Here is a 22,480-nt window from a genome sequence, read left to right on the forward strand (position 1 = left end):
CTTCAAACGAACAAAAGGAATCGTTCATGTTGCGTAAAACCCTTCTGGCCGGCTTGTGTGCCAGTGCATTGATCGCCGCACCAGCGTTCGCCGCCGCTCCCAAAGCGTTGCAAAGCGAGCAGGGCACCCTCGAAGTCACAACGATTACCCAAGGTCTTGAGCACCCATGGGCCTTGGCTTTCCTGCCGGATCGCCAGGGCATGCTGGTGACTGAGCGCCCCGGCAACCTGCGAGTGGTGGATGGCGTCGGCAAGCTGTCTGCGCCGATCACCGGTGTGCCGGACGTCTGGGCCAAGGGGCAGGGCGGATTACTTGACGTGGTGCTTTCACCGGATTTCAAACAGGATCGCCTTGTATACCTGTCTTACGCCGAGGGCGGCGGTGCGGGTGACAAGGCAGGAACGGCGGTGGGGCGCGGGCGCCTGTCGGACGACCTGAAAACCCTGAAGGACTTCCAGGTGATTTTCCGCCAGGAGCCAAAGCTGTCGGTCGGCAACCACTTCGGTTCGCGACTGGTGTTCGATCGGGACGGTTATCTGTTCATCACTTTGGGCGAAAACAACGACCGCCCGACCGCACAGGATCTGGACAAGCTGCAAGGCAAGGTCGTGCGTATCTACCCCGACGGCAAGGTGCCCGATGACAATCCCTTTGTCGGTCAGTCCGGCGTACGACCGGAAATCTGGTCCTACGGCCACCGCAATCCCCAGGGCGCCGCGCTCAATCCATGGACCGGCACCTTGTGGGAAAACGAACACGGCCCGCGCGGCGGCGATGAAGTGAACATCATCGAGCGCGGCAAGAACTACGGCTGGCCGTTGGCGACCCACGGCATCAACTACTCCATGCAACCGATCCCGGAAGCCAAGGGCAAAACCGCCGAAGGCACGGTCGGGCCGCACCATGTCTGGGAAAAATCCCCGGGCGTCACCGGTATGGCTTTTTACGATGCCGATCGATTCAAGCCGTGGCAGCACAATCTGTTCATCGGTGCGCTGGTGACGCAGGAGCTGATCCGCTTGCAGTTCGACGGCGACAAGGTGGTGCATGAAGAACGCTTGCTCGGCGAACTGAAACAGCGGATCCGTGATGTACGCCAAGGGCCGGACGGTTACCTGTATGTGCTGACGGATGAGTCCGACGGTTCGCTGTACAAGGTCGGACTCAAGTAGTCCGGGCGTAGAGCACCACCGCCGCCCGCAATTTGCCACGACCGAAGCGGCACATTTTCTCGAACTCCCCATGGCTGACCGGCACGTGCTGGCAATCCATGGGCTGGCGATGCTGGCTGTGGTCAACATCCGGGTCGTGCAGGTAGACGAAGTCTTCGTCGCAATCGGTAACGATCACCCAGTGCGGCGACTTCGAGCGGGTCAGGCGATAGCTGCTGATCAGCACCAGAGGCTGGCCACCGTTGGCCAGCAGTGCGGGTACGTCCATCGTTACGCCAATGGATTGATCGACATCGGTGTCGTTCAGTTGCGCCATGAACTCGTCATGCACCAGGCGCATGACGTCTTTTTTATGCGCATCGCGCACGCCGTCGAGAAACAGCGGCCCGCTCATGCTCAGTTGCAAACGCACTTTGAAACCCCGGCGCCACGCCGCCAATGCCAGGCCTTGCGGGCTGCAGCCGCCATGGCCGGCGGTCATGAACACCGTGGTTGCCTCGCGCCACAACTGCAATTCCTCGCGCCGCTCCAGCAAACGATCGGCCTGCAACGCGCCCATGGCCATCAGCAGGCAGGCCGGGCCGCAAGTGAAATCGGTGGTTTGTCGGTAATAGGGGACCTTGATGTTGCGTGAGTCGCGGTGCTGGAGAATGCGTTTCTCCAGACGCAGCGCGTCGGCGTGATCCTCGTAGTAGTCGTGGATCAGCGCAAAGCGCCGGTAGCCGTTGCGCTCGTACAGGGCGATGGCGGCCGGATTGTCAGTGCGCACTTCCAGCCGCAGATAGGCGCAGTCGTGCTCAAGCGCACAGGCCTCGATCCGTTGCAGCAATTGCTTGCCCAGACCACCGCCGCGCGCCTCGGGGGCAATCGCAATCGAATACAGCCGGGCCAGTGAGGTGCCGCGATGAAACAACACCAGCGCATAACCGGCCAGTTGACCCTCGCGTTCGGCCACCCACAATTGCCCGTGGGCCCGGGTGATCATCCATTGAAAACTGCGGCGGGTGAGCCGGTCCGTGGTGAAACAGTGCATCTCCAGCGTCAGCAACGCTGGCAAATCATCAACGACCGCCAAGCGAAAAACAGCATTCATATGACCACCGTAAAAGTTGCGTAACGAAACGGGACTTTCGAAAAATTTCGTGCTTAATAGAAAAGGTCTTGTTCTCCAACGGATCAATTTCTATGTCAGCGGTACAGGGTCATTGGCGCGAAGTATCCAGTCAAAGTTTGCCACCGGCAACTTATTTAAAACCGCAGATCAGAACATCCAGTCAAGTGTTGATCATCGTCGAACGCAAGGAAGACTGGGCCTCGTACTTCCCCAGCGAAGACATTCTGACGGCGCAGGAATACCTCGAACAACCTCCCGACAGCGAGCCGGGAAAACGGGTGCAGGTGATCAACCTGTGCCGCAGCTACAAGTACCTGGGCCACGGCTACTACTGCTCGCTGCTGGCTGAGGCCCGCGGGCACAAGGTGATTCCGTCGGTGCGCACCATCAGTGAACTGACCCGAAAATCCCTTTACGGGTTGGCGCTGGATGATCTGGATAAAACCCTGGAAAAAGCCCTCAGCCATCATCTCTACAGCGACACCGAAGGTTTTACGCTGACACTTTATTTCGGCAGAACCCATATAGAGCCGTTGCAGGATCTGGCCCGGCAATTGTTTGAAGTATTTCCATGTCCGATTCTGTTAGTTGAGTTTCGTCGAACTAACGGTTGGCACATCGAAGGTATTAAGTCCGGGGCCTTGCACAAGTTACGCGACGATCAGGAAGATCAGTTTGCCAATGCGCTGGACGGCTTCAGTCGCAAAATCTGGCGTGTTCCGCGTTCGCCGCAAGTGGCGCGTTATGACCTGGCTATCCTGCATGATCCGCAGGAAGCCTTGCCACCGTCCAATGCCCGCGCGCTGGAAAACTTCGTGCGGGTCGGCAAGGGCATGGGCATCGATGTCGAGCTGATTGAGCGCAAGGATTACGCAAGGCTGGCCGAGTACGACGGCCTGCTGATCCGCGAGACCACCAGCGTCGACAACCACACTTATCGCTTCGCCAAGAAAGCCGAAAGTGAAGGGCTGGTGGTGATGGACGACCCGACGTCGATCCTGCGCTGCACCAACAAGGTCTACCTCACTGACTTGCTCAACAGCCATCAACTGGGCATGCCGGCGACGGAAATTCTCTACAAGGAGCGACCCGAAGACTTCGAAAGGGTCGGCGAACGCCTCGGTTTTCCATTGGTGCTGAAGATCCCTGATGGTTGCTTCTCCCGAGGCGTGATCAAGGTCGAGAGCCAGCAGGCTTTGCTGGAAGCCACCGCCGAGCTGTTCGAACACTCGGTGCTGTTGCTGGCTCAGGAGTTTTTCTACACCGAGTACGACTGGCGCATTGGCGTGCTCAACCGCAAACCGATCTTTGCCTGCCAGTACTTCATGTCCAAGGGCCATTGGCAGATCTACAACCACAAGGCCAAGGGCCAGGACGTCAACGGCGAATGCCGCACGCTGGCGATCCACGAAGCGCCGCGCGCGGTGGTGGAACTGGCGGTGAAGACCGCCAACCTGATCGGCGACGGACTTTACGGCGTCGATTTGAAACAGGCCGGCGACAAGGTGGTGGTGATCGAGGTCAACGACAACCCGAACCTCGACGCCGGCATCGAAGACGCCTACCTGCAGGACGACCTGTATTCGCTGGTACTGGAAGAGTTCGTGCGGCGTCTTGAGCTGAAACGCCGCGGTCAGGCCTGGTGACCGGCCGATGATCAACAGCTTTGCACTGAATCACGGCGGGTTGCAGCGGGTCGAGCGGCTGGACGCCGAGGTGATGCTGTTCAGCGATCCCGACGCCGCCGAGCGCGACTTGCTGCACAGTCACTTCAAACTAGATGAACATGCGCTGGCTTCGGCGCTCGACCCGGACGAGGTGTCACGGATCGAGTTTCACCCCGATCACTTGTTCCTGATCTGGAAACGCCCGGAGAACTATTCCGGCGGTGGCAGCCTGGCCTTTGAGGTTTCGTCCTGCGGCTTGCTGTTCTCGCCGGGCCAGTTGCTGGTGATCGCGACCGACGACACGCCGCTGCACGGCGTCGGCACACGCCAGCCATTGAACACGCCGCTGGATGTGTTGCTGGACCTGCTTTTCAACAACATCCATCACTACCTCGGGCATCTGAAGGTGATCAAACTGGTCGCCCGGGAGTTGCAGCAGAAATTCAACGCCTCGATGCAAAACCAGCATCTGGTGCAGATGTTCAATCTCAGCGAAAGCCTGATCTATTACATCAACGCCCTGCACAGCAACGGCGCGGTGCTCACGCGGCTGCGCAATCACGCGGAAAAACAGCATTTTGGCAGCGAAGCCATCGGCCTGATCGACGACCTGATCATCGAAAACAACCAGTGCTACAAGCAGGCGGAAATCTATTCGACGGTGTTCTCCGGGCTGATCGACGCCCGGGGCAACCTGATGAACAACAGCATGAACAACCTGCTGCGCAAACTGACGCTGATCAACGTGGTGTTCCTGCCGCTCAATCTGATTGCGAGCATCGGCGGCATGTCGGAGTTCAGCATGATGACCGCCGGCACGCCGTGGTGGGTGTCGTACCCGTTGTTCCTGGCGGCGATGCTGCTGGGAGCGGGCGGGATGCTGTTCGGGCTCAGGCGTCTGGCGAAATGACCGGGGCCGAGCGTTTGCGATCCTGCCGTTGGCAGTTGCCAACGGCGTTGAAGCGTTCAGGGCAGCAGTGGGCGTAGAAAACTGCGCTCGTAGCTGATGATGAACTTCTTTTCGACCAGATCGGCCACCAGTGCCGTGCTTTCCGGGTCGGTAAGAGCGACGTGGCGATAACTTTCGTAATCCGCCAGCGACGGGAAACTGAACAGGCAATACGCGAGATTGCTCGCGCCTTCCGAGGGCAGGAAGTAACCATGATGCGTTCCTCCCAACCGTTCGACGATGCCGAGCCAGGTCTTGGCGTAGGCCTCGAATGCGTCCAACTGATAGGGGTCAATCACGTATCTGACGTGGCAGGTAATCAAGGCTGCGGCTCCTTTGCAGATTATTCAGGTATTGCCACGCCAATCTTGTCCGAGGCCGACCATATACGAAATCGCACTTGGACGTCCTGCGGTGCGTAAACCACGATCGGCAGTTTGCTGTTGTAGCGCACGGTAAAGCCTTCACCGATCACCGGCACGAATGCGCGTTTTTTCTGGGTGCCGGGCGGGCAGGCCATCAGCGTGCTCATCGGGCCGCTGACTTTTTCCAGGCGGTAGAACGGATAACCCCAGCCTTCGAGGTTTTTCTCTTCGAGGGTGCCGCCCAGGCGTTGGCGGTTGCAGTCGACTTCGAGGGTCTTGCCAGCGAGGATTTCGACTTTGAAGTTTTCTTCCTGAGCCTGCTGCGGCAGGTGGATGACTTGGCGAGTGAAGCCCGCTTCGGCCTTCGGATAAGGCGCGGTGTCTTCAAGTTTGGCGGCGTGGGTGAGGGTGGACAGGCTGGCGAGCATCAGGCCGGCGGTCGCGTAAACAGTGAAATTTCCCATTGAAGCCTCCTGGCGGGTGTACGTTGGTTGACGGGCATTCTCACTGCCATGGGTGACGAATGCAAACCGCCAGCCGCTTGCAAATTGCAGTGCCTGCACGACCGGATCTTGCATTTTGCAACTGGCCAGTTGCCTGCTTTTTTGCCAAGCCATTGATTTGCAAGGAGGTGAAAGCGACCCGATGAAAGGCACGTTTTGTGCGTTGATCTGGTGCAGCGCACCGAGTTCGGGCGCCTACACTCCAATGGGCATTTCGCAGTACAGCCGCTTGTCACAACCCAAGGATTCAGCGGGGACACACCCGTGGGAAGCGTGGCAACGGTCGACGTGAATACTTGATTGGCAGTCTCACAGTAAGGAGAGGTTTCGCCATGTTTCTGTCTGCCTTGGAACTCCGCAACATCATTGAAAGCAGCTTTCTGCCGAAACGCTGCCAGTGCACGCTGTCACCGGATTTGTCGATGACAGTCAAGGTGTATGGCGATCACCAGACCGATCAGGTTGAGCTGCAGGTGAGTGGCATCGATGCCAGTCATTTGAACAGCTGTCGGGAAATCAACGGCCTGATCGCCGGGTTGCGCTCGGATCTTGCGCAACAAACGGCAACCCATCATTCAGTGCCGCGATCCCGAGTCGTCTAACCGACTGTTTCACCCAGTTCGACCGTCACGCGCCGGGCCTGCAAGAAGCCAAGGCCCAGCGCGAACTCGACCAGCACCGCGAGCAGAATCCCGGGGCCGGCGTGGCCGTTGAGCCATTCAGCGAACCCCAGCACCGCCAGGCCGAAACAGCCGATGATAAAGCCGTTGCTCAGCGCATTGCGTGCGATCGAGACCGGCGCGTTGCGCACCAGATAAAACATCACTCCTAACGCTGCAAACAGCACTGCGCTGCGCCGTGCGACGAATCCGGCTGCTTCCGAATACTCGATGCTCCAGATCGCCAGCAACATCTGTGGTGCCAGACCCCACGCCAAGGAAAGCAGAAAACACAGGGAGAAGGTGAGGGTCGAGAGCGTGCGAAACGACAACTGCATGGCGAATCCTTGCGGCAGTGGGGAGGGCCCCGAGCATACCCTTCGAGACCCGTGCTCGCCTACCGCAAAGCCGCAAATCAGAGCTTTCTGTCAGTTCTGGAAGCTGCACGCGTCAGATAATTTACGGTAACTGATTTCTTCCGGTTTACCGGTGTTGTCGAGGTATTTCATGTCGGCGGTGATGACCTTGCACTCCTGCGTCGGCGGCTCCGTCAGGGAAACCACTTTGGCGACATGCAGCGGCATGCCGTATTCGTAGGGAACAGCGTTGGAAGTGTCATTAGCCTGGGCCAGCCCGGCAAACGCGGTGCAGGCGAGGGCGGTGGTGAGCAGGAACGGACGAATGTTCATGATGGACTCCGGTGCGACGGAAATGGAGTTCGGCGGATCGCCAGCCAAACCTGCCGCACTCGGCGTCAGCCAGGAGCTGAGGGTGTGCGGTTCAGTAGAGTTTTTGACCGCGGCGTTAAGCGATGGTTAACCGGGCTGAACGCCGGCTGTCTGGGCGGGGATTGTTTCGCGGGGGAGTCTCGGCGGATTCCTACGAGGGTGGATGCCTTGTCTGCTTTCGGGGGCTGGAGCGGGGCAGTTATGGTTTGGCGTCGCTGCAAAATCAGCGGCTTAGGTTTGGTCACCTAACGTAATCACCTGTGCATGTGTGCCATTATTCGCCCGACGGACATTCGTGTCCGTGGAGTGCATTGCTGTGGCGGCTGTGTGCAGGGTCGCCTTCGGGCGAGCCGAGTCAGGTGGTTCTCGGTTGACCAAGCCTGTACACAGTCCGCCTCCCCATCGTTTGGTCACGGTGCTGGCGGTTACTTTCAAGCTGCCTTGAGTAATTCCAATGCCAATCCTGAAATTAAGCTCCGCCCGCTATCTCCCGCTCAACAGCGGCGTCACCGACAGCGCACCGCTGGTCATCGACACCCAAGCCAACCCGAAAGACCTCTTAGAAGCCGCCGTGCAACGCATCCGCGCCGCCAGTGACCTGCTCGAAACCCTGCACTGCCTGTGCTTCAAACACGCCGATGTCCAGGACATTCCCCACATCACCCATGCGCTGTACCTGCTGACGCAGGATGGCAGTGATTTGCTTCAGGTTGCCCAGCAGAAAATGCTGAACTGGCAGGCGCCGGTTTGATTTTTAGAGCGGCGGCCTAGCATCCACGGGCAGAAAACTTGAATTATCTGCCCGTGCTTTCGCCGGTTCAAAGTAGCTAACAGAGCTATTTAGACTCTCACGGGGAGTGACCCTACGATCAAATAGAACGCGAAGCCCAACGCAGAGTCATTATTTGAGATCGATGACTTTGAAACCTTTTTTATCGGGTACCGTATTCACTCCCTTGGGTTCTTCTGGCTGGCCTTTTGGGGTGATGTAGTCGTAAACGACAAATTTTTCGGGGATTTCATAGCCATCGTTGGGAATGACCAGGCGCATCTCCCGAGCACTCAGGTACAGAGAAACCGGCAGGGCCTTTTCGGCAAAATCGATGCGTTCCAGCGTTCCGCTGTCTGGATTCTTGCGTAAAACAGCGCCCTTCAAATAGGGAGAGCCATAGTTCATGGCGTAGATCAAAACGGAGCCCGTGCATTTTGCCAATGCAATTTCACCGACGAAGTCCGAGTCGGGCATGTCAGTGAAGGCAGTTTCTGTCTGGTTGTTGAGTTTTACGAAGAGTCGCTGCCCGTCCTCACTTGAAGTGGACAGCAGTGAGGCAGTGGTTCCATCTGAAAGCGGGCAATCCAGTAGCGTTTTCTTCGTTTCGGCGAAAGCAGGAAGGCACACTAGAGCGAGGACAAAAGCGAATCCGGCTTTTATCATTTCAATGTATTCCTCAGAACATCCATCGAGTTGGGATTGGCGTCCAGTTTTTTGGCACAGTCACTGATTTTGCGGTAGTAAACGCCATTCGATTTCCCTCGATACTTCTTGTAAGCCTCCTCAGTGGAACTTGAGATGTCGAGCCAATATTGCATGTACTCCGTGCCGATCTTGATGTTCTCGGCCTCGTCCCAAATAGAAGGCGATGCGTAAAAAGCAGCCCCTGCACTGAAGGCCTCGTCTGTCTGGGCTTGGTTGGGCATCCGACCGAGCTCTTTTTTCTTTCGGTATTTATAGACCTGCTTAACCGCAGGCTCCTGCATTTGCATGAGGCCTCTGGCAGAGTGCTTACCACGACCGGCTTCGGGATCGAAATGCGATTCCATGTATATCTGGCAGATCACCGTGTTGGTGTCGATCTTGGATTTATTATTGGCCTCAACCAGTTTGCGTATTTCTTTCAGGCGTTGGCTGTCATCCACAACAACTTTCGCTGAAGCCGTATCAGCTTTCGGCGTGAGTGGTCTCTGAGCGGTAGTCAGTGGCTTGTTCTTGGCCATTTCAATCGTCCCATCCAGGGTTAATAGGCGGAATATCGTCATAGACTTCAATGACGGCCGTTTCCGCTTCCGTGCTAGAGATTTTTGCTGTTCTTCCCTCATCGTTCGTTCGACCGACAATGCTTTTGCCGGAGGAGGTCTTAATCACGTAGGGGAAGTTCTTCAGTGGTAACCCTGTCTCTTGGCTGGTTACAAGGAAGTCCAGGTCGTGTTCGGTTTTCTCTGGAACGATTTTTCGCTCTAAAAGCTGCCCAACACTTCCGATGGCGGCAGCAATGGGAATGACGGGGGCCAAGATATTGATCCCAGTACCTACCCCCGGCGCACCGCCGGTGTTGGCCTTCACTTCCGCACCACTGATGGTCACACCACCCGCATCGACCTTGACGAAACTACCGCCAGCCTTCGCCGTCAGTTCCATCCCACCCTCGATCACGACCTTGTCGCCGGCGTGGTAGTGAATCTCCGTGCCCGCTTCCACGAACTGACCGGTGCCGACCTTCACATGTTGGGTCACGCCGACAGTCAGGTGATCGTTGGCGCGCATTTCACTCTTGCGATCCAGATGAGTGATGCGGTGCTCTTCAACCTTGAATTCACTTAAAACATTGGCTTCGACCGTGTCATGCCGTTCATTGCCAACGCGGATCTTCTGGTCGTGCTCAATGTTCTCGTCCCAGTCGCGCTGGGCGTGGATGTAGATCTGTTCCGCGCCTTTCTTGTCTTCGATGCGGAATTCGTTGTAGCCCTTGCCGCCCGGTGAACTCAGGGTCTTGAAGGTGCTGCGGGTCTTGTTCGCCGGGAGGTCGTAGGGAACGACGTTTTCCTTGTGGTACAGGCAGCCGGTCACCAATGGCTGGTCGGGGTCGCCTTCGAGGAAGGTCACCAGCACTTCCATGCCGATCCGTGGGATGGCGATGCCGCCGTAGGCTGCGCCGGCCCAGCCGCTGGCGACGCGCAGCCAGCAGGTGGTCTTGTCATCGGCCTGGCCTTCTCGGTCCCAGTGGAATTGCACTTTCACGCGGCCGTACTGGTCGCAGTGAATTTCTTCGCCAGCGGGGCCGGTGACGATGGCGGTCTGGCTGCCGAGGACTTTCGGTTTCGGGTGTTCGAGGGCAGGGCGGTAGTGGGCGTCCCACGGGGTGGCCACGAAGCTGTTGCGGTAGCCCTGGTGGAAATCGCTTTTGTTGTCGGTGACGTCGCTGGTGACGTTTTCTCCCAGCACTTGCGGCTGTTTGCCTTCGTGGAAGACTTCCAGCAACAGCCACAGATCGTTCCATTCGACGCGCGGGTGTTCGGCCAGGGTCATGAAGTGGCCGCTGGTCAGGGTCGGTTCGTCACCTTTGCCTTCGGCGAGTTTGTAGTCGCTGCGATGGCGCTCCAGCGCGCGGGTCGAGAGGAATTTGCCGCGCTCGCGTGTGGTGAAGCGGCCGGGGTAGTCGTAGTCTTCCAGGTCCGGCATGAACGCGGATTTGACCGCGCTTTCGGGCAGGATCTTTGGTTTCTCGAAATCGTAATCGCGGCGGCTGACGCGGCTGGTACGGGTTTCCAGGCGCAGGTTGAAGCGCTTGATCACCGGTTTGTCGGCGGTCATGCCGGAGTCTTGCTGGTAGTTGACCGGTTTCAGTTTGCGGAACACGGTCTGGTCGTCGCCGAACACCAGTTTGTGGCCGCTGCTGCTGTGCTGGAAGTGGAAGTGAATGCCTTCCTCTTCGCACAGGCGCTGGATGAAATGCAGGTCGGATTCGTCGTACTGCACGCAGTACTCACGCTCCGGATACTCGGCGCCGAGCTGGAAGCTATAGGCGTCGGCCAGGATCCCGCGATCTTCCAGCACCTGGGCAATGATCTTCGGCACCGTCAGCTGCTGGAAAATCTGCTGGTCATGGTTGTGCCGCAGGTAGGCCAGTTGCGGCACCAGGCTCAGGCTGTAGCGGGTCAGGGTCTTGCCGGAATCGCCTTGCTCGATGCGATACACCAGACCATGAATCGTGCCCTCGCCAGTGGCGCCGAAGGTCAGGCAGCCAGGCTTGTGCAGGAGTTCTTCAAGATTGAGGTCGGGACGGGCGCTGACCAGTTCGATGTCGAAACGGAACGGTTCGTTGAGGGCTTCGCGACCGGTGAAACTGAGGACTTGCAGGTCGGCGGAAGCGCCTTCGAGCGTGAGGGTAATGTGGGTAGCGTTGGCGTCCAGCATGCCTTGATTTCCGTCCTTTGGATTAGCGTGGGCGGATGGTGCAGGATTAAACCGCCTCGTTCAAGGCGCAAATGCCGTAGAGGCGGTGCTCCGAGCCCATAGGGAAAACCCTTAGACCCACGGTTTGGCCCAGTAAAACAGGCACTTGCGGACGGACCAATCTGCCGCGGACGCCGAATGCAGCGTCCAGGAACAACCAGTCAGTTTCAGACTAAAGTCGTCTGTGGCACGTCAAAGCCATCTGCCATCATTGCCCTTCACCCCCGCGTGTTCACTGCCTCCCGGTTCTTTATCGATCCGGGATGGGAGCTGTTTTCTGGTTGTTTGCGCCTCTGCGCAATCGTTGTTCTGTTGGAGTTTTCAATGCGTCCCCCATTTCCCCTCACCACCCCGCGCCAGTCGCTTGGCTTCGGAGCCTTTGTGCTGTGCGCCGGTTTTACCGCGCAGGTCCAGGCCAGCGGTTTTTTTGAAGACACCACGGCGAAGATCGAGTCGCGCACGGTGTACTTCAACCGCGATTTCCGTGACGGGCACACCTCCAGTGATCAGGGCGCGTCCAAGCGCGAAGAGTCGGCGCAGGGTTTCATTCTCAATCTGCAATCGGGCTACACCGAAGGCACCGTCGGTTTCGGGATCGATGCGCTGGGGATGGCGGGTTTCCAGCTCGATTCCAGCCCGGATCGCAGCAACAGCGGTCTGTTGCCGTCCAGTGGCGACAACCCGCGCGGTTCGAAAGGTCAGTACGCAAAAATGGGCCTGACCGCCAAGGTCAAAGTCTCGGATACGGTGCTGAAATACGGCGCGCTGCTGCCGGATCTGCCGCTGCTGAAATACAACGACGGCCGTCTGCTGCCGACGATGTTCAACGGTGCGATGCTGACCTCCAAAGAGGTGAAGGACCTGACCTTCATGGCCGCGCGGCTGGACAAGTACACCGCCCGGGATTCGACCGATTCGCAAGACATCCGCGTGCACTGCAAGAACAAACGTTATGCCTGCAACACCACCGCCGATCATTTCGACATGTACGGCTTCGACTACAAGATCAACGATCGCCTGACCGCGCAGTATCACTACGCCGAGCTGGAAGACATCTATCGCCAGCACTTCGTGGGCCTGTTGGCCAACCAGCCGTTGGGTGACGGCGTGTTGAAAGCCGATCTGCGCTTGCTGAAGAGCGCCGACAGCGGTGATGCGAAAGCCGGTTCCATCGACAACCGCGCGTTGAGCGGCATGCTGTCCTACGGCATCAGCGGTCACACCTTCAGCGCCGGTTGGCAGCGCATGAACGGTGACAATTCGATGCCGTATCTGGATGGCAGCAACCCGTATCTGGTGAACTACGTGCAGGTCAACGACTTCGCGGCCGCGCAGGAACGTTCATGGCAACTGCGTTACGACTATGACTTCAAGGCGATCGGCATCAACGGCCTGAGTTTCCTGACCCGCTACGTGAACGGCGATCACATCAAGGTCCCGGGCAGCAATCAGGAAGGCAAAGAGTGGGAGCGTGACAGCGAGTTGAAGTACGTGATTCAGACCGGCACGTTCAAGGACGTCAGCCTGCGGTTGCGTAATGCGACGTACCGGACGAACTACGAGAAGTTTGCCCGGGACGTGGATGAGACCCGGTTGATTGTGAGTTACAACTTTTCGGTGTTGTAACCCATGGGTCGGCGGTGTCTGAGCTGACGTCTTCGCGGGCAAGCCCGCTCCCACAGGAATTTAGGGTGACCACAATTTAGTGAGCACCCGGGAAACCTGTGGGAGCGAGCTTGCTCGCGATGGCGTCCTGAAGGGCAACGAAGGTCAGAGCCAATGCCAGAACCGGCTCCAGAACCCGCGATTCAAATCGTCCTTGCACGCCGCGTATTGCTGGCCGTACATGTCCGAACGGTTCTGCACCTTGCGCGCCACCGGCATCAGCCACGCCTTGCTGGCGTAAGTCTTCTGGCGAAAGCCGCCCCAGCCTTCGTGGTAGTTGAGGTACTGGTTGTAGGCGTCGTATTTGTACACGCCGTTGATCGAGGTGGTCTTGTCCATGTACCAGCCGACGAAGTCGATAGCGTCGTCGAAGTCTTCGCGATCGGCGCCGTATCGGCCGGTGCTTTTCTGGTAATCGGACCAGACTTCATCCTTGGCCTGCGCATAGCCGGAGGCTGTCGAAACCCGGCCCCACGGGATCACCCACAACAGGTATTTGCGCGGCGTCTTGGCGTCGTAGCGGTAGCCGGACTCCTGATACATGATCGCGAACGGCACCTGGATCGGTACGCCCCAGCGCTTTTGCGTGACTTGCGCCGCATCGTACCAATCACTTTTTTCGCGGAAAATCTCGCAGAGGTTTTCCGGCGAACGCGGTGGCGATGTTCCGCAACCGGTCAGCAGTGCCGCCAATACCAACAGTCCAACCGTGCGCCGCGCATTCAAAAGCCGTCATCCCGTCGTGCAAAAAAGGGCGCCAGTCTACGCGGTCAGGTCAACTGGTGGCGATAAGGCAAATCCGGACCTGTTTTGCTGCATGTAAGGGCGGCGGCCTGTACGGCAAACCTGAGCATGCCGTCGATCTGTTCGCGGCTCAGGTGCTGCACGTCTTCCACCGAATCCAGCTCATGCTCGGTCAGCCAGGTGATCAGCGCGGCCTGGAAGGTATCGCCGGCGCCGACGGTATCGGCAACCTTTACCGAGCTTGCCGGCACTGACCATGAGCCGTGAGCGCGGCTGAACACCGTCGCGCCTTCACCGCCACGGGTCAGGAACACCACCTGGCAGCGATGCTGCAACCAGCCTTCGATGACGCGCGCCGGATCCTGCTCGGGATACAGCAGGCTCAGATCTTCGTCGCTGACTTTGATCAAGTCCGCCAACGGCACCAGCGTAGCGATTCGCTCGCGCCACAGGTCGATGTTCGGCTCCGGGTTGAGGCGCACGTTCGGGTCGAGGCTGATCAGGCGTTTGCCGCTTTCACGTTGTACCAATGCGAGCAAGGTATCGGCAATCGGTTGCACCACCAGCGAGAAGGAACCGAAGTGCAGGCCGCGCACTTCAGGCCCCAACGTTGGCAGGTGCGCCAGACTCAATTGGCGGTCGGCGCAACCTTCGCCACGGAAGCTGTAGTGCGGCGAGCCGTTGGCGCCCACCGCGACCATCGCCAGGGTGGTCGGTGCGGCGAAATCCACCAGGTAATCCGGGCGTACGCCTTCATCCTGCAGCACTTGCTGCAAGCGCCGGCCCAGGTAGTCGGTGGACAACCCGCCGAACAGCGCCGAATCCACACCCAGCCTGCGCAAACCCACGGCCACGTTGAACGGCGAGCCACCGGCAATCGCCTTGAAATTGACTTTCGACGCCTGCCCGCCGGCATCGTCTTCGCTGAAGAAATCGAACAGCGCTTCGCCACACACCAGGTACATAGTTGTTTGCTCTTTATAAGGTTGCGACATGCAGTCGATAGCGTTCATAGGCCTGCTGGAAGGCCGCGACGTTGGCGGCAACCGGCAGGGTTTCACTGTTCAGGTCGAGCTTCACGCAGCGCTGGCACAGGTCCGCCAGGGTGTCTTCGTGGCCGTTCGACCACGACTTGCACCACGCCGCCTGAATCGCCGCGCCGAGGGCGGCGGCTTCGCTCTGCTCGGTGCAGATCACCGGGGTGTTCATGATGTCGGCAACGATCTGCCGCCACACCGCGCTTTTCGAGCCGCCGCCGATCAGGCAAATGCTGCGGCTTTGTAAACCATTCTGGCGCAACAGATCCAGTCCATAACGCAGGCCAAAGGTGGTGCCTTCGACGGCGGCGCGGCACAGATTGGCCTGGGTCAGGTTATCGATCGTCAGGTCGTGCAGGCTGCCGGTGGCGTGGGGCAGGGGCGGCACGCGCTCGCCGTTGAGGAACGGCAGCATGCTGACACCTTCGGCGCCAATCGGGGCCTGAGCCACCAAGGCATTGAAAGCATCGAGATCGAGGTTGAACAGTTCGCGGATCGCGCCGGTGGCGTTGGTCAGGTTCATGGTGCAGATCAACGGCAGCCAGCCGCCGCTCGACGAACAGAAGGTCGCCACCGATGCGTCCGGGCTGACTTTCGGTGCCTCAGCGTAGGCGTACACCGTGCCGGAAGAACCGAGGCTCATGGTGATCGCGCCCGGCTGAATATTGCCGGTGCCGATGGCGCCCATCATGTTGTCGCCGCCACCGCTGGACACCACCGCGTTCGGGTTGATGCCCAGCTGTTCGGCGATTGCGGGCAGGATCGTGCCGACTGCTTGATGGGCGTCGATCAGCTCTGGCAGCGCGGATTGCAAACGACCGCTGGCATCGATGTCACGCAGCAACTGCAAATCCCATTGGCGGGTGCGCACGTTGAAATAGCCGGTGCCGGATGCATCGCCGTATTCGCTGCATGCACGGCCGGTGAGCCAGAAATTCAGGTAGTCGTGGGGCAGTAGAACTCGCGCGATGCGGGAGAACACATCCGGATGCTGTTCCTTGGTCCATAACAGTTTGGACACGGTGTAGCCCGGCGCGATGACCACGCCGAGGCGTTCCAGCGAGCCTTGCTCACCGCCCAGATGAGCGAGCAGTTGATCGTTCTCTGGTGTGGTCTCGGTGTCGCACCAGAGCTTGGCCGGGCGCAGGACCTGGCCTTGGTCGTCAAGCAGTACCAGGCCGTGTTGCTGGCCGGAGACGCCGATGCCGAGGATCGACTGGCCGTCGACATTTGCCGCCAATAAAGCGCGACGGGTGGCGAGGGCGAAAGCCTCCAGCCATTGCGCGGTGTCCTGTTCTCGACGGCCGTTGGCGCCGCTGATCATCGTGTGGGCGGCGGCGCCCTGGCCGAGAACCTGACCGCTGACAGCGTCGAGGATGATCGCTTTGGTGCCTTGGGTGCCGCAGTCGATGCCGAGGAAGAGTTGTTGGTTGTTCATGAGTGAACCTGTTGATTCGCGGTGAAGATCAAGGGCCACCCCTCACCCCAGCCCTCTCCCCAGAGGGGAGAGGGGGGAAAGGGAGCAGATTTGTATCGGCATCAAATCCTGAGTTCTACTCCGGACTTTCAGGTCGGCGTAGCTCGAATAAACACCTCGGTCGGCTCCCTCTCCCTCTGGGAGAGGGCTGGGGTGAGGGGCTTTTCAGGCCAGAATACGCTCGAGAGTTCGCGTCACACCTTCTTCTCGCAAGTTGTCCAGACACCACTCAAACGCCGCAACAAACTCTGGCGAACGCGGTATCACCGTACCGAAGATTTCTTCAACCCCCAACAACCGCTCAGTGATCAAAGCATCCTCCGCCACCAACCCCTGACAGAATGCCGCCCGAGGATCCGGAATCGAGTAAGTGTCGCCATTCTCGTCCACGCCCTTCAAGTAAAGTGCCCAAGCCGCCACCACCAAGGCCGCGCGTTTGGTCTCGCGCCCATCGGCAATCAACCGATTGATCGTCGGAATGGTGAACTTGGGAAACTTCGACGACCCATCCGAGCAAACCCGCTCCAGCTGATCGGCAATCGCCTGATTGGAAAACCGCGCCACCAGCGTGTTCTTGTACTCGGTCAGGTCGATCCCCGGCACCGGCGCCAGTTGCGGGGTTACGTCCAGGTCCATATAGGCGCGCATATAGCGCACGAACAGCGGGTCGTTCATGGTTTCGTGAACGAAGCGGTAACCCTTCAAAAAGCCCAGATAAGTCAGCGCCAGATGGCTGCCGTTGAGCAGTTTGATCTTCATCTCTTCGTAGGGTGAAACGTCGTCGGTGAACTGCACACCGACCTTTTCCCAGGCCGGGCGGCCGTTGACGAACTTGTCCTCCAGCACCCATTGCACGAAGGGTTCGCACACAACAGGCCAGGCGTCGTCGACGGCGTGTTTGTCCGCCAGTTGCAGGCGATGCGCGGTGCTGGTCATCGGCGTGATGCGATCGACCATGGCGTTGGGGAAACTGACGTTGGTGTCGATCCAGTCGTGGAGGTCCGGATCCAGCAAAGCAGTAAAGGACAGCAGTGCCTTGCGGGTGACCGCGCCGTTGTGTGGCAGGTTATCGCACGACATCACCGTGAACGCCGGAATGCCCGCCGCACGGCGTCGGGACAGTGCCGCGCAGAGGAAACCGAACACGGTTTTCGGCTGTTGCGGGTTCGTCAGGTCGTGCTGAATCTGCGGCAGGTGCGCCATGAATTCGCCGTTGCTGTCGTCGATGCAATAACCGCCCTCGGTGATGGTCAGCGAGACGATGCGGATCTGCGGATCGGCGAGTTTGTCGATCAGCACCTGGGCGCTGTCTTCGGCCAGCAGCATGTCGCGGATCGCGCCGATGACCCGGACTTCGGTGTCGTCGCTGTCACCCAGTTCGAACAGGGTGAACAGGTAGTCCTGCTCCTTGAGGTCGTCCCGGGCGCGGCGGTCTTCGGCGCGCAGGCCGACGCCGCAAATCGCCCAGTCCAGCGCTTCGCCGGTGTTCATCAGCGCATCGGTGTAATACGCCTGATGCGCGCGGTGGAAGCCGCCGACGCCGATATGGGCGATGCCCTGGCGGGTTTCGTCCAGGCTGTAGGCCGGCAGTTTCACTTCGGCGGCCAGGCGGTTGAGGTTTTGCTGGTTCAGTTTCATCGGGTCAGTCTCGAAATCAGGCGGCCGCGCGCAGCGGGCGGGTCAGCGCCACGCCGTTGGCATCGAACAGATGGCAGTGGGAGGCGTCCAGGTGCAGGTTCAGTTGTTCGCCGTAGCGGCTCGCCAGATCACCACGCACGCGCATGGTCAGGGCTTCGCCGGCGTTGGTCTTGACGTGGCAGAAGGTGTCGCTGCCCAGCCGTTCGCTGACGTCGGCGGTGACTTGCAGCGTGCAGTCGCCCGCTTGCGCCAGTTCCAGATGTTCCGGGCGAATGCCCAGGGTCACGGCGCTGCCGACGCTCAGATTCGCCGCGTTGAACGGCAGAGTGATGCGGGTGCCGGCATCCAGCGAGACTTCGCAACTCGCGCTGTCGATACGCGCGATCTTGCCTTTGAGGAAGCCCATTTTCGGCGTGCCGAGGAAACCGGCGACGAACAGGTTGGCGGGGTTGTGATACAGCTCCAGCGGCGAGCCGACCTGCTCGATCTTGCCGCCATTGAGCACCACCACCTTGTCGGCCATGGTCATGGCTTCGACCTGATCGTGGGTCACGTAGATCATTGTCGCTTTCAAGTCTTTGTGCAGGCGCAGCAGCTCAAGGCGCATCTGTACGCGCAGCGCGGCATCGAGGTTGGACAGCGGCTCGTCGAACAGGAAGATTTTCGGGTTGCGCACGATCGCCCGGCCGATAGCCACGCGCTGACGCTGGCCGCCGGACAACTGTTTTGGCTTGCGTTCCAGCATCGGCCCGAGTTCGAGAATGCGCGCCGCTTCACCGACTTTCTTCTCGACTTCAGCCTTCGGCACGCCGGCCAGGTCGAGGGCGAACGACATGTTTTTCTTCACGGTCATGTGCGGGTACAGCGCGTAGGTCTGGAACACCATTGCCAGATCACGCTTGGCCGGACTGACTTCGGTGATGTCGCGTCCGTCCAGTTCGATGGTGCCGCCGCTGACCTCTTCAAGGCCGGCGATCAGGCGCAGCAGGGTGGATTTGCCGCAGCCCGACGGGCCGACGAACACCACGAATTCCTTGTCGTTCACTTCAAGGTCGATGCCCTTGATGATGGAAAAACCTTCGAAGCCTTTTTGCAGATTCTTGATTTTCAGGTTGGCCATGGTGGCGCTCCTCATGCGAATTCTTATTTCACGGCGCCGAACGACAGGCCGCGCACCAGTTGTTTTTGGCTGATCCAGCCGAAGATCAGGATTGGCGCGCAGGCCAGGGTCGAGACGGCCGACAACTTGGCCCAGAACAATCCTTCGGGGCTTGAGTAGGAAGCGATCAGCGCGGTCAGTGGCGCGGCTTTGGACGAGGTCAGGTTCAGCGACCAGAACGCCTCGTTCCAGCACAGGATCAGCGACAGCAGTACGGTCGAAGCCAGGCCGCCCTTGGCGATCGGCAGCAGCACGCGGAGCATTTCCTGGGCGAGGGTGGCGCCGTCGAGGCGGGCGGCTTCGAGGATGTCCTTGGGGATGTCCTTGAAGTAGGTGTAAACCATCCAGACCACGATCGGCAGGTTGATCAGCGTGTAGATCACGATCAGCGCAATGCGCGTGTCGAGCAGGCCGAAACTCTTGGCCAGCAGGTAGATCGGCATCAGCACGCCCACCGGAGGCAGCATTTTGGTGGAGAGCATCCACAGCAACGTGCCTTTGGTGCGCTGGGTTTCGTAGAACGCCATCGAGTAGGCTGCCGGCACCGCGATCAGCAGGCACAGGGCGGTGGCACTGAAGGAAATCACTACCGAGTTCCAGGCGAAACTGAAGTAGTCGCTGCGCTCATTGATGTGCAGGTAGTTCTCCAGCGTCGGCGTGAAGATGAACTGCGGCGGCGTGGCGAAAGCGTCGATTTCGGTCTTGAAACTGGTCAGCACCATCCAGAAGATCGGGAAGAAAATGATGATCGCGATGGCCCAGGCCAGCGTGCCGAGCAGCAGGCTTTGCAGCCGGCGGGATTGTTGAAGAGTCATGGCAGGCCTCAGGCTTTGTCAGTCAGGTTTTTGCCGATCATCCGCACCAGAATGATCGCGGCGATATTGGCGATGACCACGGCGATCAGGCCGCCGGCCGAGGCCATGCCGACGTCGAACTGCACCAGCGCCTGGTTGTAGATCAGGTAGGCGAGGTTGGTCGACGCGTAGCCGGGGCCGCCGTTGGTGGTGGTGAAAATTTCCGCGAACACCGACAACAGGAAGATGGTTTCAATCATCACCACCACCGCAATCGGGCGTGCCAGATGCGGCAGGGTCAGGTGCCAGAAAATCGCGATCGGGCCGGCGCCGTCGAGGCGGGCGGCTTCTTTCTGTTCCTGGTCGAGGGACTGCATGGCGGTCATCAGGATCAGGATCGCGAAGGGCAGCCATTGCCACGAGACGATGATGATGATCGACAGCAGCGGGTAGTGAGCGAGCCAGTCCACCGGCTGCGCGCCGAACAGCTTCCAGATGTAGGCGAGGATCCCGGACACCGGATGAAAAATCAGGTTCTTCCAGATCAGCGCACCGACCGTGGGCATGATGAAGAATGGCGAAATCAGCATCACCCGCACGATGCCGCGACCGAAGAACTCGCTGGCCTCCAGCAGCGCACTGATCAATACGCCGAACACCACGCTGATCAGCAGCACGCTGCCCACCAGCAGCAAGGTGTTGGTGGCGCCGGGCATGAAGCCGGAGTCGGTCAGGAAGTAGGTGAAGTTTTCCAGCCCGACGAATTCGTTGGTGCCCGGGTCGAGCAGGTTGTAGCGGATCATCGAGAAATAGACGGTCATGCCCAGCGGCACGATCATCCACAGCAGCAACAGGGCCACCGAAGGGCTGACCAGAAACCAGCCGGGATTGGCCACGCGGCTTTTGCGCCGGGGCTGCGACAGGTCGATGTGGGCTTTGGCAGTTGAAGTATTCATGGTGATCACAACCGAGTCATACAGACCTATGGAGATCCCCTGTGGGAGCGGGCTTGCTCGCGAAGGCGTCGTGTCAGACAAAAATGTTTCACTGATACACCGCTTTCGCGAGCAAGCCCGCTCCCACAGAAGGCAGGAGAGGCTTTCGCAGGATTACTTCGGATAACCCGCGCGCTTCATCTCGCGTTCGGTGGTTTGCTGGGCGGCGGTCAGCGCCTGGTCGACCGTGGTCTGGCCGATCAGTGCGGCGGAGAACAGCTTGCCGACCTGTGTGCCGATCCCCTGAAACTCGGGAATGGTTACCAGTTGAATGCCGATGTACGGCACGGGTTTGAGGGTCGGTTTGCTCGGGTCGGCCGCTTTCAGTGATTCCAGCGTGACTTTGGCAAACGGTGCGGCGCTCATGTAAGCGTCGCTGTAGGTCGAGGCGCGAGTGCCCGGCGGTACGTTGGCGATGCCGTCAGTTTTGGCGACCAGTTCGCCATATTCCTTGGAAGTGGCCCAGGCGCTGAACTCTTTAGCGGCGTCCTTGGCCTTGGAGCTGGTCGGAATCGCCAGCGCCCACGAGTACAACCAGGCCGAGCCTTTGTCGGTGACCTGATGTGGCGCGTAGGTGAAGCCGACGTGATCGGCGACCTTGCTTTGGGTCTTGTCGGTGACGAACGAGCCGGCGACGCTGGCATCGACCCAGATCGCGCATTTGCCGCTGTTGAACAGGGCAAGGTTTTCGTTGAAACCATTGCTGGAGGCACCCGGCGGGCCGGATTTCTTCATGGTGTCGACGTAGAAGTTCAGCGCGTTTTTCCATTCCGGACCGCTGAATTCGGGTTTCCACTGCTCATCGAACCAGCGCGCGCCGTAAGCGTTGGCCACGGTGGTGATCAGCGCCATGTTCTCGCCCCAGCCGGCCTTGCCGCGCAGGCAGATGCCGTACTGCTCCTTGTCCTTGTGGGTGAGTTTTTCGGCGAAGCCGGCGATCTGTTCCCAGGTCGGGCGCTCCGGCATGGTCAGGCCGGCATCCTTGAACAGGTCGGTGCGGTAATAGGTGATCGAGCTTTCGGCGTAAAACGGCAGGGCGTACAGCGAACCCTTGACTGAAAGGCCTTCGCGCACCGACGGAAACACATCGTCGAGGGCGTAGCTGGCCGGCAGATCCTTCATCGGCTCCAGCCAACCCTTGGCCCCCCAGAGTGCGGCTTCGTACATGCCGATGGTCAACACGTCGAACTGACCGCCCTGAGTGGCGATATCGGTGGTCAGGCGTTGACGCAGGACGTTTTCCTCCAGCACCACCCAATTGAGCTTGATGTCCGGATGCTCGGTCTCGAAGGTTTTCGAGAGCTTTTGCATGCGGATCATGTCGCTGTTGTTGACGGTGGCGATGGTCAGGGTCTGGGCGCCAAGGCTGACGCTGCTGAGGGTCATGCAGGTGAGGGCCAGCAGAGCTTTTGCAGTGGGTTGCATCGTGCACTCCTTTTCTGCACCCGGCGGGGGGCAGAAGGACAGTTATTGTTTTTGTGTTCTTCCGGCGGGGGAAGAATGTGCACTGATTACAGCCTTCTGACGCAGGGCTGACAAATCATCCCTAGCACTCGAATCGATACTTTTTTGCACTCTGGATT

Annotated in this window: 23 protein-coding genes; 7 read left to right on the forward strand and 16 right to left on the reverse strand. The window is 59.3% G+C overall.

Translation table 11 applies throughout. From position 1 onward, the window contains the following. Positions 1-26 precede the first annotated feature (26 nt). Complete coding sequence (locus tag QLG12_RS04070; protein ID WP_282473963.1) at positions 27-1,172, forward strand: PQQ-dependent sugar dehydrogenase; 1,146 nt, start codon at positions 27-29, stop codon at positions 1,170-1,172. Here QLG12_RS04070 and QLG12_RS04075 read toward each other — a convergent pair. Further along, positions 1,165-2,265 (reverse strand): GNAT family N-acetyltransferase/peptidase C39 family protein, encoded by a 1,101-nt coding sequence (locus QLG12_RS04075; protein ID WP_282473964.1) that lies wholly within the window; start codon positions 2,263-2,265, stop codon positions 1,165-1,167. The two genes, QLG12_RS04070 and QLG12_RS04075, sit on opposite strands and share 8 nt — an antisense overlap. Positions 2,266-2,357: 92 nt before the next feature. Here QLG12_RS04075 and QLG12_RS04080 point away from each other — a divergent pair, with 92 nt between their 5' ends. Beyond that, the gene (locus QLG12_RS04080; RefSeq protein WP_007957450.1) at positions 2,358-3,932 is read left to right on the forward strand and encodes a RimK family protein; all 1,575 of its coding nucleotides are present in this window, start codon (positions 2,358-2,360) and stop codon (positions 3,930-3,932) included. Between the two features lie 7 nt (positions 3,933-3,939). Next, positions 3,940-4,863 carry a magnesium transporter CorA family protein gene (locus QLG12_RS04085; RefSeq protein ID WP_085683743.1) on the forward strand — a complete coding sequence of 308 codons (924 nt, stop codon included), beginning with the start codon at positions 3,940-3,942 and terminating at the stop codon, positions 4,861-4,863. 56 nt (positions 4,864-4,919) lie between these two features. On the opposite strand, the gene QLG12_RS04090 is transcribed toward QLG12_RS04085, so the two are convergent. Continuing rightward, positions 4,920-5,225: an NIPSNAP family protein gene (locus QLG12_RS04090; RefSeq protein WP_197868167.1), complete on the reverse strand. Its 306-nt coding sequence runs from the start codon at positions 5,223-5,225 to the stop codon at positions 4,920-4,922. 20 nt (positions 5,226-5,245) lie between these two features. After that, the gene (eco, locus tag QLG12_RS04095; RefSeq protein ID WP_197868166.1) at positions 5,246-5,731 is read right to left on the reverse strand and encodes a serine protease inhibitor ecotin; all 486 of its coding nucleotides are present in this window, start codon (positions 5,729-5,731) and stop codon (positions 5,246-5,248) included. Positions 5,732-6,102: 371 nt separating this feature from the next. On the opposite strand from eco, the gene QLG12_RS04100 reads away from it, so the two are divergent. Beyond that, positions 6,103-6,372, forward strand: coding sequence for a DUF1652 domain-containing protein (locus tag QLG12_RS04100; protein ID WP_039768222.1), 270 nt, complete (start codon positions 6,103-6,105; stop codon positions 6,370-6,372). On the opposite strand, the gene QLG12_RS04105 is transcribed toward QLG12_RS04100, so the two are convergent. Then, on the reverse strand, positions 6,369-6,767 hold the full coding sequence (locus tag QLG12_RS04105) for a hypothetical protein (RefSeq protein WP_282473965.1): 399 nt from the start codon (positions 6,765-6,767) through the stop codon (positions 6,369-6,371). The two genes, QLG12_RS04100 and QLG12_RS04105, sit on opposite strands and share 4 nt — an antisense overlap. 90 nt (positions 6,768-6,857) lie before the next feature. Further along, positions 6,858-7,118, reverse strand: coding sequence for a DUF2790 domain-containing protein (locus tag QLG12_RS04110; RefSeq protein WP_282473966.1), 261 nt, complete (start codon positions 7,116-7,118; stop codon positions 6,858-6,860). On the opposite strand from QLG12_RS04110, the gene QLG12_RS04115 reads away from it, so the two are divergent. Then, on the forward strand, positions 7,111-7,248 hold the full coding sequence (locus QLG12_RS04115) for a hypothetical protein (RefSeq protein ID WP_282473967.1): 138 nt from the start codon (positions 7,111-7,113) through the stop codon (positions 7,246-7,248). The two genes, QLG12_RS04110 and QLG12_RS04115, sit on opposite strands and share 8 nt — an antisense overlap. A gap of 363 nt (positions 7,249-7,611) precedes the next feature. Continuing rightward, complete coding sequence (locus QLG12_RS04120; protein WP_282473968.1) at positions 7,612-7,908, forward strand: hypothetical protein; 297 nt, start codon at positions 7,612-7,614, stop codon at positions 7,906-7,908. Between the two features lie 150 nt (positions 7,909-8,058). Here the strand turns inward: QLG12_RS04120 and QLG12_RS04125 are convergent, their stop codons facing one another. The 3 genes from QLG12_RS04125 to QLG12_RS04135 are packed head-to-tail and all read right to left on the reverse strand — an operon-like array spanning position 8,059 to position 11,349. Beyond that, complete coding sequence (locus QLG12_RS04125) at positions 8,059-8,592, reverse strand: hypothetical protein (RefSeq protein WP_232253667.1); 534 nt, start codon at positions 8,590-8,592, stop codon at positions 8,059-8,061. Beyond that, entirely contained in the window at positions 8,589-9,152 is a 564-nt protein-coding gene (locus QLG12_RS04130; RefSeq protein ID WP_197868164.1) for a transglycosylase SLT domain-containing protein, read from the reverse strand. The genes QLG12_RS04125 and QLG12_RS04130 overlap by 4 nt, the downstream gene beginning before the upstream one ends. 1 nt (position 9,153) lies before the next feature. Next, entirely contained in the window at positions 9,154-11,349 is a 2,196-nt protein-coding gene (locus QLG12_RS04135) for a type VI secretion system tip protein VgrG (RefSeq protein ID WP_282473969.1), read from the reverse strand. Positions 11,350-11,712: 363 nt separating this feature from the next. On the opposite strand from QLG12_RS04135, the gene QLG12_RS04140 reads away from it, so the two are divergent. After that, the gene (locus QLG12_RS04140; RefSeq protein ID WP_282473970.1) at positions 11,713-13,014 is read left to right on the forward strand and encodes an OprD family porin; all 1,302 of its coding nucleotides are present in this window, start codon (positions 11,713-11,715) and stop codon (positions 13,012-13,014) included. 144 nt (positions 13,015-13,158) lie between these two features. On the opposite strand, the gene QLG12_RS04145 is transcribed toward QLG12_RS04140, so the two are convergent. The 8 genes from QLG12_RS04145 to QLG12_RS04180 form a co-directional block, all read right to left on the reverse strand. Continuing rightward, a complete protein-coding gene (locus tag QLG12_RS04145) occupies positions 13,159-13,779 on the reverse strand; it encodes a hypothetical protein (protein WP_282473971.1) in 621 nt (206 codons plus the stop codon). 44 nt (positions 13,780-13,823) lie between these two features. Next, entirely contained in the window at positions 13,824-14,762 is a 939-nt protein-coding gene (locus QLG12_RS04150) for a carbohydrate kinase (RefSeq protein WP_282473972.1), read from the reverse strand. 13 nt (positions 14,763-14,775) lie between these two features. Then, positions 14,776-16,272 carry a xylulokinase gene (gene xylB / locus QLG12_RS04155; RefSeq protein WP_282473973.1) on the reverse strand — a complete coding sequence of 499 codons (1,497 nt, stop codon included), beginning with the start codon at positions 16,270-16,272 and terminating at the stop codon, positions 14,776-14,778. A gap of 204 nt (positions 16,273-16,476) precedes the next feature. Continuing rightward, a complete protein-coding gene (locus QLG12_RS04160; RefSeq protein ID WP_282473974.1) occupies positions 16,477-17,949 on the reverse strand; it encodes a mannitol dehydrogenase family protein in 1,473 nt (490 codons plus the stop codon). Between the two features lie 16 nt (positions 17,950-17,965). Then, a complete protein-coding gene (gene ugpC / locus QLG12_RS04165; protein ID WP_197868157.1) occupies positions 17,966-19,069 on the reverse strand; it encodes a sn-glycerol-3-phosphate ABC transporter ATP-binding protein UgpC in 1,104 nt (367 codons plus the stop codon). A 23-nt stretch (positions 19,070-19,092) separates the two neighbouring features. Continuing rightward, the gene (locus tag QLG12_RS04170; protein ID WP_007957423.1) at positions 19,093-19,923 is read right to left on the reverse strand and encodes a carbohydrate ABC transporter permease; all 831 of its coding nucleotides are present in this window, start codon (positions 19,921-19,923) and stop codon (positions 19,093-19,095) included. 8 nt (positions 19,924-19,931) lie between these two features. Next, on the reverse strand, positions 19,932-20,858 hold the full coding sequence (locus tag QLG12_RS04175) for a sugar ABC transporter permease (RefSeq protein WP_039768250.1): 927 nt from the start codon (positions 20,856-20,858) through the stop codon (positions 19,932-19,934). Positions 20,859-21,011: 153 nt separating this feature from the next. Then, the gene (locus tag QLG12_RS04180; RefSeq protein ID WP_197868156.1) at positions 21,012-22,322 is read right to left on the reverse strand and encodes a sugar ABC transporter substrate-binding protein; all 1,311 of its coding nucleotides are present in this window, start codon (positions 22,320-22,322) and stop codon (positions 21,012-21,014) included. Between the last annotated feature and the right edge of the window lie 158 nt (positions 22,323-22,480).

The organism is Pseudomonas sp. V88_4 (assembly GCF_029967985.1).
GTDB classification, from domain to species: domain Bacteria; phylum Pseudomonadota; class Gammaproteobacteria; order Pseudomonadales; family Pseudomonadaceae; genus Aquipseudomonas; species Aquipseudomonas glycinae.